This window comes from Kribbella sp. NPDC026596 (genome assembly GCF_040638415.1).
Taxonomy (GTDB): Bacteria; Actinomycetota; Actinomycetes; order Propionibacteriales; family Kribbellaceae; genus Kribbella.
The window spans coordinates 149,514-163,736 of sequence record NZ_JBEZYF010000007.1 but is presented as its reverse complement, the minus strand read 5'-3'; the positions used below and the strand labels follow the sequence as shown (position 1 = coordinate 163,736).

General features: G+C 69.2%; 13 protein-coding genes. 3 read left to right on the top strand and 10 right to left on the bottom strand.

What is annotated here, in order from left to right; genetic code table 11:
* Positions 1-20: 20 nt before the first annotated feature.
* Positions 21-851 carry a M55 family metallopeptidase gene (locus AB0E63_RS08400; protein WP_360363184.1) on the bottom strand — a complete coding sequence of 277 codons (831 nt, stop codon included), beginning with the start codon at positions 849-851 and terminating at the stop codon, positions 21-23.
* Positions 852-863: 12 nt separating this feature from the next.
* Between AB0E63_RS08400 and AB0E63_RS08395 the strand changes: the two genes are divergently transcribed.
* A complete protein-coding gene (locus AB0E63_RS08395; protein ID WP_360363182.1) occupies positions 864-1,667 on the top strand; it encodes an AraC family transcriptional regulator in 804 nt (267 codons plus the stop codon).
* Here AB0E63_RS08395 and AB0E63_RS08390 read toward each other — a convergent pair.
* From AB0E63_RS08390 to AB0E63_RS08350, 9 genes are all read right to left on the bottom strand, one after another.
* A complete protein-coding gene (locus AB0E63_RS08390) occupies positions 1,639-1,875 on the bottom strand; it encodes a hypothetical protein (RefSeq protein ID WP_360363180.1) in 237 nt (78 codons plus the stop codon). The genes AB0E63_RS08395 and AB0E63_RS08390 overlap by 29 nt on opposite strands.
* Positions 1,876-2,061: 186 nt before the next feature.
* Entirely contained in the window at positions 2,062-4,818 is a 2,757-nt protein-coding gene (locus AB0E63_RS08385; RefSeq protein WP_360363178.1) for an AAA family ATPase, read from the bottom strand.
* A gap of 240 nt (positions 4,819-5,058) precedes the next feature.
* The gene (locus AB0E63_RS08380; protein WP_360363176.1) at positions 5,059-6,591 is read right to left on the bottom strand and encodes an amino acid permease; all 1,533 of its coding nucleotides are present in this window, start codon (positions 6,589-6,591) and stop codon (positions 5,059-5,061) included.
* Between the two features lie 73 nt (positions 6,592-6,664).
* Positions 6,665-7,384, bottom strand: a complete 720-nt coding sequence (locus AB0E63_RS08375) for an FCD domain-containing protein (RefSeq protein ID WP_360363174.1) — start codon at positions 7,382-7,384, stop codon at positions 6,665-6,667.
* Between the two features lie 9 nt (positions 7,385-7,393).
* Positions 7,394-8,170, bottom strand: a complete 777-nt coding sequence (locus tag AB0E63_RS08370; protein WP_360363172.1) for a 3-oxoacyl-ACP reductase — start codon at positions 8,168-8,170, stop codon at positions 7,394-7,396.
* A complete protein-coding gene (locus AB0E63_RS08365) occupies positions 8,171-9,517 on the bottom strand; it encodes an aldehyde dehydrogenase family protein (RefSeq protein WP_360363170.1) in 1,347 nt (448 codons plus the stop codon).
* A gap of 115 nt (positions 9,518-9,632) precedes the next feature.
* Positions 9,633-10,340: a gamma-glutamyl-gamma-aminobutyrate hydrolase family protein gene (locus tag AB0E63_RS08360; RefSeq protein ID WP_360363168.1), complete on the bottom strand. Its 708-nt coding sequence runs from the start codon at positions 10,338-10,340 to the stop codon at positions 9,633-9,635.
* Positions 10,321-11,679, bottom strand: coding sequence for a glutamine synthetase family protein (locus AB0E63_RS08355; protein ID WP_360363166.1), 1,359 nt, complete (start codon positions 11,677-11,679; stop codon positions 10,321-10,323). The genes AB0E63_RS08360 and AB0E63_RS08355 overlap by 20 nt, the downstream gene beginning before the upstream one ends.
* A 78-nt stretch (positions 11,680-11,757) precedes the next feature.
* On the bottom strand, positions 11,758-12,582 hold the full coding sequence (locus AB0E63_RS08350; RefSeq protein ID WP_360363164.1) for an AraC family transcriptional regulator: 825 nt from the start codon (positions 12,580-12,582) through the stop codon (positions 11,758-11,760).
* A 66-nt stretch (positions 12,583-12,648) separates the two neighbouring features.
* Between AB0E63_RS08350 and AB0E63_RS08345 the strand changes: the two genes are divergently transcribed.
* Both AB0E63_RS08345 and AB0E63_RS08340 read left to right on the top strand, forming a co-directional pair.
* On the top strand, positions 12,649-13,089 hold the full coding sequence (locus AB0E63_RS08345) for a VOC family protein (protein ID WP_360363162.1): 441 nt from the start codon (positions 12,649-12,651) through the stop codon (positions 13,087-13,089).
* Between the two features lie 132 nt (positions 13,090-13,221).
* Positions 13,222-14,196, top strand: coding sequence for a zinc metalloprotease (locus AB0E63_RS08340; protein ID WP_360363160.1), 975 nt, complete (start codon positions 13,222-13,224; stop codon positions 14,194-14,196).
* Positions 14,197-14,223: the final 27 nt, after the last annotated feature.

The following is a 14,223-nucleotide window of genomic DNA, read 5'->3' as shown; positions in this document are numbered from 1 at the left end:
GGCTTGTACGTTCCAAACCTCTAGCAGTACGGCGGGTTGGAGGTGACGGCCGTGGCTACGCGGAGGAAGAGGTTGAAGAGGCGGTAGAGGTGGAGGGTGTCGCCTTCGACGGTCACTGTGCGGTCGTCGCGGCGGGTGACTCCGGGGATGGCGGTGAGGTGGGAGGTGACCGAGGCGGATTGCCAGCGGACGGTCAGGCGGCGGGTGGTGGCGGGGTTGGCGGTGATGCCGGGGAGGGTGCGAAGGGCTTCGGTGGTGGTGGTTTCGATCGCGGCGCGGGCCTCGGCGACGGGGACCAACTGGGCGGCGAAGCGGTCCTTGGCGTATTTGACCGGGATCGTGGCGACAGCGGGATCCCAGGCCTTCATCTCCGCGCAGGCGGTGTCGTCACCGGTCAGGAGAGCAACCGGTACGCTGTACGCCGAGGACGCGGCGTGGAGGAGGCCGATCTCGCCGGTGGCCTCGTCGTCGAGCCAGATGTCCTCGATCTCGTGGCCCATGAAGCTGTGGCTGAGTACGCCGAGAACGCCGGCGCGGGCGTGGAAGCCGACGCAGAGCACGGCGTCGTACTCGCTGGTCAGGCCCTCGATCATGCCCATCGGCTTCGGGCGGCCCTTGATCAGCGTGGCGCGGGGGTCGAGCAGTTCCGGGAGGAGGTTGCGCATCGGGCCGTGGGCGTCGTTCACGAGGACCGACGTCGCGCCGGCGCCGTACGCGCCGCGGACGGCGGCGTTCACGTCCTCGGTCATCAGCACGCGGCCGCGTTCGTAGTCCCGGCCCGGCGGCTGGACGTCCTCCGCGTCGACGAGTCCGGTGATGCCTTCCATGTCCGCGCTGATGTAGACCTTCACGGAAGGAAGCGTATGTTCTTGACCGTGAGTGGTGGCGCCGAGGTCAAGGCGTGGCGGCCCGGGTTGAGCGGGGTCGTCGAGGTCCTGCACGCCCACTTCCCGTCGCACGCGTACCCGAGTCACACGCACGACGCCTGGACCGTGCTGATCGTGGACGAGGGCGCCGTCCGCTACGACCTGGACCACCGCGAGCACGGCCTCGCCCAGGCGCAGGTCTCGCTGCTACCGCCGCACGTGCCGCACGACGGGCGGTCGGTCCGACCCGAGGGCTTCCGCAAGCGGGTGCTGTACCTGGAGCCCGATCGGCTCGGCGACAACCTGATCGGTGCGGCCGTCGACCAGCCCGAGTACGTCGATCCGCTGCTGAGGCACCGGATTCACCAGTTGCACGGAATCCTGGTCGACGGCCGGGAGGATCTGGAGGCGCAGAGCCGGCTGACGCTGATCGAAGAACGGCTGAAGCAGCATCTCCGTCGCCAGGTCGTCGATCCGGCCGAGCTGCGCGATCCAGGAGTCGCTTCGCGGCTGCGCGACGTACTGGATGCGAATGTGCCCGCCGGGATCACGCTGGACGACGCGGCGAAGCTCGTGCACGCGCATCCGGCGTATCTGGTGCGAGCGTTCAGCCGGGAGTACGGCATGCCGCCGCATCGGTATCTGACCGGGCGGCGGGTGGACCTGGCTCGGCGGTACCTGCTTGACGGGCGCCCGGCGGCCGAGGTGGCGACGCTGGCCGGCTTCTACGACCAGTCGCACCTGAACCGGCACTTCCGGAAGATGCTCGGGGTCACACCGTCGAGTTTTGTGCGGCGCTGACCTTTGCCGCCTTGTAGGCCCGGACACCCCAGGTGCCGAGCAGGGCGGCGATCAGCAGGTTCACGATGATCAGGATGGTGTGCGCGACGTAGTACCCGGTCGGGCGACCCTCGGTGTCGACGAGCGCCTTGATGAAGCGCAGGTACGTGACCACGTTCCAGACGGCGATCCCCAGCAGGACAAGCGCATGTTTGCGTTCGAGTTTCACCGGGCCATTGTCCCCCCGGACGTGAACTGTGTCTTCTTGCCCACTTCGTGAGCAGCGGGGCGGCCGCGCCTCACCCGGTCGCCCCGCTGAGGGGTGGTGTCACCCCACCGACCCTCGTCGATGGCTCGTCGAGCAGCAAGACATGGCAAGCTACTCACGGGTCACAACAAGGGTTTCCCTGCAGACTCAGGGGTTGGGGCGATCCACCATGCGGAGCAGTTGGGTGCGGTTGGCCACGCCGAAGCGGCGGTAGAGCCGGGTCAGCTGGGACTCGACGGCCTTCACGGACAGGTAGAGCGCCGCGGCGATCTCGCGGTTGGTCGAGCCGTCGCGGACCATGGCGACGATCTGCTGCTCGTTGTCGGTCAGCTCGGACGGCTGGCGGCTGCGGCTCGGTACGTCGAGGCGGGCGAGCTCGGTCTCGGCGACCTCGCGCCAGGCGGGAGCGCCGTACGCCTCGAACTGCTCGATCGCATCCAGGAAGGCCGTTCGTGCGACCGACCGGCGGCGGGCCTGCCGCGCGACCCGGCCCCGGGTCAGCTCGCAGCGCGCCAAGTCGAGCGGGTAGACGCGGTCTCCCGCCGTACTGATGGTTTCCTCCAGCAGGTCCAGCGCCGCGGCCGGATCGCCCTGCTTGGCGACCAGCAGAGCCTCGGACCGCGCCAGCCCGACCCGCACCACTGCGCGATCCAGAGTCTCCGCGCGGGTCCGGATGTCGGCGATCAACGCGGCGGCGTCCTCCAGCCGGCCGGCCGCGACCAGTGCCTCCGCGTAGTCCGCGTGCCACGGGATCACCGCCGGGTCGAACGGCATCGCCGCCTCCCCCGAGTCCGCGATCGCGTCGAACGACTCCACCGCACGCTGCGGATCGCCGGTCAGTACGCCGATCAGCCCGAGGCTGGCCAGCGCCGGGCCGGTCCATTCGTCGTTCCCGACCAGGCGGACACCCTCGAGCGCCGCCTCGGCCAGCTGCCGTCCCATCGCCGCCGAGCCGCCGGCCCACTCCGCGCGGCTGGCGATGATCATCCCGACCTCGGCCTCTTCGCCGATGTCCTGCATCAGCTGGTAGCACTCGTGGCCGGCCGCGAGCGCGTCCGCACCCCGACCGCTCCGCTCGTAGATCGCGGTCGCGGAGATCAGTACGGACGCCAGCCACCGCATCGCACCGTTGTCACGGACCTCGCCGACCAGGGCGGTGATCGCGCAGATCGCCTCGTCGGTCCGGCCGCGGAACAGCTCACGCATCGCGGCCATCTGCCGCGCGTTCACCACGGTCTTGGTCAGTGGCAGATCGTGAGCCAGCTCGGCCGCCTGTTGCAGCAAGGCATCCGCGGTCTGCTCGGCGTCACGCGCGATCTGCACCGAGCTCGCCGCACTCAGCGCGTCCACCAGCGCCTCGGTGTCACCGCAGGCGCGGGCCAGCCGCTCGGCGACGCGCGCATCCTCCTGCGCCTCGTCGAGCCGGCGATCGAAGTACTCGCTGTTGCTGCGCATGATCCGCACCCGCGCCTCGAGCTGCTCGTGGCCGACCGACGCCTCGAACGCCTCGTCCAGCAACTCGACCCGGCGATCCCGGTCCGGCCAGGCCGCATCCGCCAGCAGCAAGAGCGCGGGCACCTTGGTCTCGGACTTGGTCGCGGCCTGTACGGCGAGGCGCGCCATGTCGGCCGACTCCGCGAGATGCCCGGCGGCCGCGGCGTCGTCGGCGGCCCGGGTCAGTCGCCGGGCACGCTCGTCCGGCAGGGTGCTCGGCGTACGCTCCGCGGCCAGGCGCCACAGCGTCGCGGCGGCGCCGGGCGCACCCCGGCCGGCGGCGACCGCCGCGGCCTCCTCGATCGCGGACGCGAGCTCCGGGTCGGCTTCCTGCGTGGCGAGAGCGCGATGAGTCGCGTTCTCCACCGGCTCGTCGACGACGGCCGCCAGTTGGGCGTGCGCCTGACGGCGAGCGGCTGAGGTCGCCTCGGCGTACACGAACTCGCGGAGCAGCGGGTGCGTGAACCGGAGCCGCTCGGAGGAGACGTCGATCAGTCCGAGCGCCTCCGCCTCGGCCAGCTCGGTGTCGATCGGCCGGGCGAGGGACTGCGTGAGCTGGGTCGTGGTCGGGCGCGGTGACGAGGATGCGTGCAGCAGGAGCTCGTGCGAGCCGGTCGTGAGGTCGGACAAGCGGTCGCCGAGCAGGGTCTTGAGCCGGCTCGACACCGGCAGCGGGTCGTTGGGCGAGACGCCTTCCGGGTGACGCAGTACGGCGCGGCCGAGCTCGAGGGCCATGAACGGGTTGCCGGCGCTCGCGGTGAAGATGCGCCGGGCCGTGCGGACCGGGAGCGGGCTGGACAGGCGCTGCCGGAGCAGGCCCAGCACGTCGGGCTCCGTGAGCGGCGGGACCTCCAGCTGGAGCACCGGCTCCGGGCAGGCCTCAGCCATCACCGGGAGATCGCCGTCGGCCACCTGTTCGGTGGCGAGCATGTGCACGCCCTCGGACAGCCGGCGGGCGCAGAAGGTGAGCACCTCCAGGCTGGACGGGTCGACCCACTGGATGTCGTCCACGACGAGCAGGACCGGTCCGCTCGCGGCCAGGCGGCGGAGCACGTGCAGTACGGCGAGGCGCACGGCCAGCTCATCCCGCACGGTGTCGGGCGCACTGGCCTTGAGCAGGGCGACCTCGAGCGGCTGGCGGAGGTGGTCGGGCAGCACCTGCCACGCCAGCTCGAGCTGGTTGGACAGGAGGTCGAGGAGCGTGACGTACGGGAGACCGGCTTCGGACTGCGACGGGGCGGCGCTGAGGACCCGGCAGCCGGCCCGGGTGCGGTCCGCGACGAGGGCGCGGCCGAGCGCCGACTTGCCGATCCCGGTCGGACCGTAGAGCAGCACGCTGCCGCTGGTCTCGAGCTGCTTGTTCGCACGCTCGACCAGCCCGGCGCGCCCGACCAGCTCGTCGTCAGTCATCGATCACACATAACTCCTCGAAGGATTACCCTCGCCGATTATCACAGTTGCCGGCGATCCGACACGGCGAGTGTCATATGAGGAAACCATCCCGTCACCATCCTGTCACCCGTCGCTGCCCAGTTCAGAGCAGTCGCGACGGCACTAAAGTGCCGGGGCACGGCTGGGCAGATCCGGCGGTGGACAAAGTTCAACCGCCTGCCGCGCAAGAGCACGACAAGCGGTTGAAAGTTGTTGGGATCAGATGGACTCGAGGTCGCGCTCGATGGCGGCCAGCTCCTCTTCGGTGCCCTGGACCTGGGGACCCTTGAACCAGCGGCGGGCCGAGGCGAACCAGTAGATGGCGGCGAATCCGAGGACGACGAGGACCGCGACCGGGGTGTAGTTGAAGGTGCTACCACTGACCGGGCTGACCTGGGGAAGCATGAACAGCACCGTGATGAACGCGACCCAGACGATCGCGATGATGCCGATCGGACGGCTCCAGCGGCCGAGGGTCCACGGGCCGGGCTCGAAGCGGTCGCCCTGCATCAGCCGCAGCAGTGTCGGCAGCACGTAGGCGATGTACAGGCCGATCACCGCGATCGACGTGACCGCGGCGTACGCGGTCGCGTTCCACAGGTACGGCAGGCCGAGGACGAAGGCTCCGCCGGCGGCCAGCCAGATCGCGTTCGTCGGTGTCCGGGTCCGGTGGTTGATCTTGTGCCAGAACGCCGACCCCGGCAGCGCGCCGTCCCGGGAGAACGCGTAGATCATCCGTGAGTTCGCCGTCACCGAGGACATGCCGCAGAACAACTGCGCCCCGATCACCACCAGCAGCAGGATCTTGGCCAGCCCCGCGCCGACCGCGTCGATGAAGATCTGTGCGGGCGGTACGCCGATGTCGCTGTCGAGGGCACCGTCGTAGCTCTGGATCGCGAACGTGAGTCCGATCAGCAGCACCCACCCGGCGGCCAGCGACACCAGGATCGACATCACGATCCCGCGTGGACCGGACCGGGCCGCGTCGTGCGTCTCCTCGGTCATGTGCGCGGAGGCGTCGTACCCGGTGAAGGTGTACTGCGCCAGCAGCAAGCCGAGCAGTGCGACGTAGAAGGTGGAGCTCCACCCGGTGTTGTTGACGAAGTGGCCGAACACGAACCCGGCGGACTGGTGCTTGTCCGGCACGAACACGAGCGCGCCGACGATGAAGATCACGCCGACGATGTGCCACCACACACTGATGTCGTTGAGTCGCGCAACGAGCTTCACACCGAACGAGTTCAGCAGGCCGTGCACCAGCAGGATGATCCCGAACAGCAGGATCGTGTGGCCGGGCGTCGTACTGAAGCCGAACTGCAGGTCCAGGAACGCGTTCAGGAAGAACGCCGCCCCGAAGTCGATGCCGGCCGTCACCGCGACCTGGCCGAGGAAGTTGAACCAGCCGGTGAACCAGGACCAGGCCGCGCCGTTGGACGGTGCGAGTTTGGCGCTCCAGTAGTACAGCCCGCCGGCGGTCGGGAAGCTCGAGCACACCTCGGCCATCGCGAGGCCGACGAACAACGTCATCACACCGACGATCGGCCAGCCCCACACGATCATCACCGGGCCGCCGGTGTTCATCCCGAACCCGTACAGCGTCAGGCAGCCGGACAGGATCGAGATGATCGTGAAGGAGACCGCGAAGTTCGAGAACCCCGACATCGTCCGGGACAGTTCCTGCGCGTACCCCAGTTGGTGCAGGCGTCTCTCGTCGTCGGTCCGCGGGGCGGCTTCGGATTGGTCCTTGCTCACGGGGGACCTCCTCAATGGTCTTCCACCAGACCTTTGAGCAATTGAGGCACGCGTCACATCAGCTGTCAAGGAATCACGCAAGAAAGGCCCGCAGCAGAGCAGCTGTTCCGGAGAGGTGTTCCTGCATCGCGCTGCGCGCGGTCTCGGGATCACCCGCCAGGATCGCGTCGACGATCGCCTGGTGCTGGTCGTTGGAGTGCTCGATATTGCGTTCCAGCAAAGGGATTGCGTCCAGCAACTCGTTCAGGCGCATGCGTACGTCGGCGGTCGCGGACGTCAGCGACGGTGAGCCGGTCACCTCCGCGATCGCCAGATGCAGCCGCGAGTCGAGGCGGCGGTAGTCGGCCAACGACGCGGCGGACGTCTCCGCGAGACTGCGGCACAGATGGTCCCGCTCGGCCGGGCTCAACTCCCGGGACGCGGCGGCTTCCGCAGCCCCGGTCTCCAGTGCGGAACGCAGTACGAGTGCATCCTCCAGGCCGTCACCGAGTTCGCGGGCGAGCCGCTTGGCCGGCGTACGGCGCGGTTTCGGCAGCCGCTCGTTGACGAAGGTGCCGCCGTACCGGCCGCGCCGGGACTCGACGTACCCGGCCTCGGCGAGCGCGTGGATCGCCTCGCGGAGAGTGACCCGGCTGACGTTCAGGCGGGCGGCCAGGTCACGTTCGGACGGCAGCCGGTCCCCCGGCACGACGACGCCGAGCTTGATTGCCTGTAGCAATCGCTCGACCGTCTCCTCGAACGGGTTCCCGGTCCGGACCGGCCGGAACAACGCGTCGTCTGCCTGGCCAACCATGAGAACAGACTAGATCGGAGTTACATAGGCGCCCGAGATGCCGCCGTCGACGAGGAACGTGTTGGCGGTGATGAAGGAGGAGTCGTCGCTGGCCAGGAAGGCGACCGCGGCCGCGATCTCCTCTGGCTCGCCGAAGCGGCCCATCGGGACGTGCACCAGCCGCCGCTGCGCCCGCTCCGGGTCCTTCGCGAACAGTTCGGTCAGCAGCGGCGTGTTCACCGGTCCCGGGCAGAGCGCGTTCACCCGGATCCCCTGCCGGGCGAACTCGACCCCGAGCTCGCGGCTCATCGCCAGTACGCCACCCTTCGACGCGGAGTACGAGATCTGCGACGTGGCCGCACCCATCACGGCCACGAATGACGCGGTGTTGATGATGGAGCCCTTGCCCTGCCGTTGCATGTAAGGGATCGCGGCCTTGCAGCACAGGTACACCGAGGTCAGGTTGACCTCCTGCACCTTGCGCCACGCCTCCAGCCCGGTGTCCAGGATCGACGCGTCGTCCGGCGGCGAGATCCCCGCGTTGTTGAACGCGACGTCCACGCTGCCGAAGGTGTCGAAGGCCTGCTGGAACAGGTTCTCCACCGCGGCTTGGTCGGTGACGTCGGTGGCGACGTACAGTCCGCCGACCTCGTCTGCGGCGGCCTTGCCCGCAGCCGGGTCGAGGTCACCGATCACCACGTGCGCGCCCTCGGCGGCCAGGCGCCGTACCGCGGCCAGGCCGATCCCGCTGGCGCCGCCGGTCACCACCGCGACCCGGCCTTCGAGCCGATGAGCCTTGACGTCCATTCAGTCCTCCGTGCTGATGAAGATGTTCTTGGTCTCGGTGAACGCCGCCAGCGCGTCCGGCCCGAGCTCGCGGCCGAGCCCGGATTGCTTGTAGCCGCCGAACGGCGTCGAGTACCTGACCGACGAGTTCGAGTTCACCGACAGGTTGCCGGCCTCGACCCCACGGCTGACCCGCAGCGCGCGGCCGACGTCCCGGGTCCAGATCGAGCCGGACAGCCCGTACTCGCTGTCGTTCGCGATCCGCAGCGCGTCCGCCTCGTCCTCGAACGGGATCACCGCGACCACCGGCCCGAAGATCTCCTCGCGCACCGCCCGGTCATTTGCCGGCGCGAGCACGGTCGGCGGGAACCAGAACCCGGGCCCGGTCGGCGCCGTCCCTTGGATCGCAGGATTGTCGACAAAAGACGCCACCTGCTCGCGCTGCCCGGCCGAGATCAACGGCCCCATCTCCGTAGCCGGATCACTCGGGTCGCCGACCTTGAAATTCTTCACCGCCGGCTCGAGCAGCTCCATGAACCGCTCGTACGCCGGCCGCTCGACCAGGATCCGCGAGCGCGCGCAACAGTCCTGCCCGGCGTTGTCGAACACGCCGTACGGCGCCTGGGCCGCAGCCTTCTCCAGATCCGCATCGGCGAACACGACGTTGGCCGACTTCCCACCGAGCTCCAGCGTCACCCGCTTCACCTGGTCGGCACACCCGGCCATGATCTGCTTCCCGACCACGGTCGACCCGGTGAAGACCACCTTGCGTACGGCGGGATGCGTGACGAACCGCTGCCCGACCACCGTCCCCTTGCCCGGCACGACCTCGAACACCCCCGGCGGCAAACCGGCCTCCAGCGCGAGCTCGCCCAACCGGATCGCGGTCAACGGGGTGAGCTCGGCCGGCTTCAGTACAACCGTGTTGCCGGCGGCAAGCGCCGGAGCGAAACCCCAGCCGGCGATGGGCATCGGGAAGTTCCACGGCACGATCACGCCGACCACGCCGAGCGGTTCCTGGATGGTGATATCGATGCCACCGGCAACGGGAATCTGCTTGCCGAACAGGCGTTCCGGCGCGGCCGAGTAGTACGTCAGCACATCCCGGACGTTGCCCGCCTCCCAGCGTGCGTTGCCGATCGTGTGGCCGGCGTTCTCTACCTCCAACGCGGCAAGGTTTTCCAGATCGGCGTCGACCGCGTCGGCGAACCGGCGGAGCAATCGGCCACGGTCCGCCGGCGTGACGTTTCGCCAGGTCTCGAAAGCCTTGACGGCACGGGCGATCGCCTCGTCCGCCTCCTGCCCGGTGGCCAGGGAGATCGTGCGGACGACCTTCTCGGTGGCCGGGTTGATCACGTCGTAGGTCATGGGGCCTCCCGGCCTGGACTGAGGAGTGGAGGGAGCGCAGCGACTGGAACGACGAGGGAAGGCCGGGAGTTACAGCCCCATGACCCGCCGCGCCGGAGGCGTGGCATCAGTAGAGTCATGAAGCACTCCTGATCAAGGCGGTGAACAGCCGCAGGTCTTCGGGATTCTCCTCCGGGTGCCACTGCACGCCGAGGGCGAAGGCGTGGCCGTCCACCTCGGCCGCCTCCACCGTCCCGTCACCCGCGCGGGCGGTGACCCGCAGGCCCGGCGCGACGACGTCGAGCGCCTGGTGGTGGTAGCAGCTCCCGGTCGCGCGATCGCCGAGGATGCGACCGGCCAGCGAGTCGGGCTCGACCTTGACCTCGGTGGTCGCGAAGACCGCCGCCGCCGGGCGGTGCTCGTCGTTCGCGACGATCTCGGGCAGATGCTGATGGAGCGTGCCGCCGAGCGTGACGTTCAGCATCTGCAGGCCGCGGCAGATCGCGAGCAGCGGGAGATCCCGGTCCAGTGCGGCCTGGATCAGCACGCGTTCGTGTTCATCCCGTCCGGGTCTGGTATCGACCGTCTCCGGATGTGGCTCGGCGGCGTACGAGGACGGGTCCACGTCGCAGCCGCCGGCCACGATCAGACCGTCCAGGAGCTCGAGGACGGTCGGATCGGTGCCGACCGGGGGCAGGAGCAGCGGCACCCCTCCGGCCGCGGCCACCGCATCCAGGTACACCCGCGGGAGGATCGCGGACTCCCGCTGCCAGATCCCCCAGGTGGCCGGCTCGAGGTACGTCGTGATCCCGATCCGGGGTCGCCTAGAGCCGTTCGAAGCCACGGACACGCTCCCAGTCGGTGACGGCGGCGTCGTACGCGTCGAGCTCGACCCGCGCCGTGTTGGTGTAGTGGTCGACCATCTCGTCGCCGAACGCCGTCCGGGCGATCTTCGAGCCGGTGAACAGCGCGGCCGCCTCCCGCAGGGTGGACGGCACGTGCTCCTTGTCGGAGTCGTACGCGTTGCCCTCCAGCAGTGGCTCGAGCTCCAGGTCGTTCTCGATGCCGTGCAGGCCGGACGCGATGATCGCGGCGACGGCGAGGTACGGGTTCACGTCACCGCCGGGGAGGCGGTTCTCCACCCGGAGCGAGTCGCCGTGGCCGACCACGCGCAGCGAGCAGGTGCGGTTGTCCAGGCCCCACGCGACCGCGGTCGGCGCGAAGCTGCCGCGGACGAACCGCTTGTAGGAGTTGATGTTCGGCGCGAGCAGGTAGGTGAACTCGGGCAGGCAGGCGAGCTGGCCGGCGATGAACTGCTCCATCAGGTCGGAGAACCCGTGCTCCCGGTCCCCGGCCAGTACGGCGTCACCCTCGTCGGCGCGGAAGCTCAGGTGGATGTGACACGAGTTGCCCTCGCGTTCGTCGTACTTCGCCATGAAGGTCAGGCTCTTGCCGTGCTTCGCGGCGATCTCCTTCGCACCGGTCTTGTAGATCGAGTGGTTGTCGCAGGTGACCAGGGCCTCGTCGAACCGGAAGGCGATCTCGTGCTGGCCGAGGTTGCACTCGCCCTTCGCGGACTCGACGTACAGGCCGGCGCCGGTCATCCCGTTGCGGATGTCGCGCAGCAGCGGCTCGATCCGCGCGGTGCCGAGGAGCGAATAGTCGACGTTGTACTGGTTCGCCGGGGTGAGGTCGCGGTAGCGCTTGTCCCAGGCCGACTCGTACGTGTCGTCGAAGACGATGAACTCCAGCTCGGTCCCGACGTACGCCTTCAAGCCACGGTCGGCCAGCCGGTCCAGCTGGGCGCGCAGCACCTGCCGCGGCGAGGCCACCACGGGCGACCCGTCCAGCCACTGCACGTCACACAGCACCATCGCGGTCGCCTCGAGCCACGGGACCAACCGGAGCGTGTCGAGATCGGGCGCCATCACCATGTCGCCGTACCCACGCTCCCAGGACGACATCGCGTACCCGCCGACGGTGTTCATGTCGACGTCGACCGCCAGCAGGTAGTTGCACCCCTCGGTGCCGTGCTTCAGCACCTCCTCGAGGAAGTACCGCCCGCCGCACCGCTTCCCCTGCAACCGCCCCTGCATATCCGTGATCGCCACCAGCACCGTGTCGACCCGCCCCGAGGCCACCAGGTCCCGCAACTCCTGCACACCCAACTTGCCAGCGCTCACGGTTCACTCTCCGGCGGATTCTATTGGTCTACGTTCAGTCCATTGACTCAAGCCTAACCGCGCCTGTCAACGTGGCCGTCAGCTGTTGAAACGGTGTTGATACTCGGCGGGGGTCAGGCCGAGACTGCGGTGGAAGTGACGGTGCAGGTGACTCTGGTCGGCGAAACCGCTGGCTGTGGCGGCTTCGCCGATCGACGCCCCGGACTCCAGCATGAGGCGGGCGACTCGCAGGCGATGAGCGATCTGCAGCGCATGCGGCGGGAGCCCGGTGCGGCGGCGGAAGAGACGGATGAGACGGAACTTCCCGATGCCCGCGGCGGTGGCGAGTTCGTCGAGGCTGACGTTGCGTTCGGGCTGGTCCGCGAGGTAGTCGAAGGCGAGGCTGAGCGCTCCTTCGTCCCGTGCGGTGATCGCCGGCCGGCGCGAGCGGACAGCCGACGTGCGGTCGATCAGGAGGCGCAGCCACTCGGCCAGGCGCTCATCCTGCTCGAGTCGCGTGGCGGGCGACTCGAGGGTGGCGTGCAGTCGCAGGAAGCCTTCGGCGAGCACGGTGTCGGACAGCACCGGATCGGGGAACACGACGTCGGCCAGCGGGTCGGACTCGGGATCGCCGGCGAGCTCCGCGAGATCCGCGACCTCGACCACCACCAGGCGGGCTCGCCACGGGCGCTCATCGTCGACGGCGCTGCCGGCGTGCGCGCCGGACGGGTCCCAGGCGACGAGTTGACCCGGCCGGACGAGGCGGCGTTCCCGGCCGCGCCGTGAGCGCATCGGCTGGTCGCCCACGACTCCGAAGACATACTCGCCACGGGGCTCGACGGCGTACCGCGTGGTCCGGCCGGCCATGAGCAGGACCCGCTGCTCGTGCGGTGCGCGCCACATCCGGACCTGCTCGGTCGCCACGCCACCATCGTAGGACGGTGCAAGAACGTTCAAGACGGTTCCGCCAGACCGTCCTACGGTGCGGGTATGTCGATCACCGCACACCTTGTCGTTCACCTGGTCGTTCAGGGGGCCGACCGCGCCGCGGCCTTTTACCGGGAGGCATTCGGCGCCGAGGAGCTCGAACGGATCCCGACGCCGGACGGCCGCCTCATGTCGGTCCAACTACGCATCGGTGACAGCCTGGTCCACCTCGCCGACGAGTTCCCCGAGATGGGGGTGCTCGCTCCGCCCACGATCGGCGGGACCGCCGTGGTGCTGGCGCTTCGAGTCGCCGACGCGGAGGCCGTCTTCGCCCAGGCGATCGCCGCCGGCGCCGAAGTCCGCCAACCGGTCCAGGACACTTTCTGGGGCGACCGCCACGGCCAGGTCGAAGACCCCTTCGGCCACCGCTGGAATGTCGACCAGCACCTCCGCGACGTCCCCCACGACGAGGTCCTGGCCGCCGCGGCCGAAGCCTTCGCCTGATCGGGCAACCGCGGCGCGGTGGTGCCTTGGCACTGGGCTGTCAGTGAACCGGTTGTCACTCTCCGGGATCGTGGGGAAAACTCTGCGGATTCGGCCGCACCGCCCAAGCGGCCCGATTCTGGAGGACGCATCATGCGATCTTCAATACTTTCCCCACCCCACCGCCCCGGTCGTTTCATTACCCGCCCCCGCGCCCTGGCCGTTCTGCTGGCCGGTACGGCGCTCGCGTTCAGCCCACTCGGCGGACAGGCAACCGCGCAGTTGCCCGTCGACCACGTGGGGAACCCCTGTCTCACGCCGGCCGAGGGACCCAGCGCCCGTGGCGGCTTCGGGGCCGACCACCGGGACCTGTCGGCCAGTGAGCAGCAGTCCATCGAGGCCAAGACGGCGCAGATCCTGAAGGCGAAGGCCGCGCGCGGGCTGGCGCCGAAGGCCGGCAAGCTGGCCGCGGCGACCGTTCCGGTCTATATCCACGTGATGCGGAGCAGCTCCGGCGCCGGCGACGTCACCGCGACGCAGATCAACCAGCAGATCGCCGAGCTGAACCAGGACTTCGGCGGCGGCGAGTCGTCGCAGGCCGCGAACACCGGCTTCACGTTCACCCTGGCCGGCACCTTCCGGTACAACAACAACACCTGGCACAACGACGGCCAGAGCACGACGTACCGCTCGCAGACCCGCAAGGGCGGCAAGAACGCCCTGAACATCTGGCTGGTCGACTTCTCCTACCTCGGCATCGCGACGTTCCCGTGGGACTACGCAAGCAACCCGTCGATCGACGGCATCCGGGTGCAGTACAGCTCGCTGCCCGGCGGCTCGGCGACCAACTTCAACCTCGGCAAGACCGCGTCCCACGAGGCCGGCCACTGGTTCGGGCTCTACCACACCTTCCAGGGTGGCTGCACGAGCACGAACGACTCGGTGTCCGACACGCCCGCCCAGAGCAGCGCCAGCAGCGGCTGTCCGACCGGCCGGAACTCCTGCTCGCTGCCGGGCGTGGACCCCATCCACAACTACATGGATTACTCCTACGACTCCTGCTACAACCAGTTCACTCCCGGCCAGAGCACCCGGATCAGCAACATGTGGACCGCCTACCGTGCGTGACGTGGGCCTGACCTGGGGATGAGACCC

Coding starts and splice junctions, on each gene's coding strand:
- AB0E63_RS08395 (WP_360363182.1), top strand. CDS start 864: ATGTTCTTGACCGTGAGTGGTGGCGCCGAGGTCAAGGCGTGGCGGCCC.
- AB0E63_RS08385 (WP_360363178.1), bottom strand. CDS start 4,818: ATGACTGACGACGAGCTGGTCGGGCGCGCCGGGCTGGTCGAGCGTGCG.
- AB0E63_RS08375 (WP_360363174.1), bottom strand. CDS start 7,384: ATGGTTGGCCAGGCAGACGACGCGTTGTTCCGGCCGGTCCGGACCGGG.
- AB0E63_RS08370 (WP_360363172.1), bottom strand. CDS start 8,170: ATGGACGTCAAGGCTCATCGGCTCGAAGGCCGGGTCGCGGTGGTGACC.
- AB0E63_RS08365 (WP_360363170.1), bottom strand. CDS start 9,517: ATGACCTACGACGTGATCAACCCGGCCACCGAGAAGGTCGTCCGCACG.
- AB0E63_RS08345 (WP_360363162.1), top strand. CDS start 12,649: ATGTCGATCACCGCACACCTTGTCGTTCACCTGGTCGTTCAGGGGGCC.
- AB0E63_RS08340 (WP_360363160.1), top strand. CDS start 13,222: ATGCGATCTTCAATACTTTCCCCACCCCACCGCCCCGGTCGTTTCATT.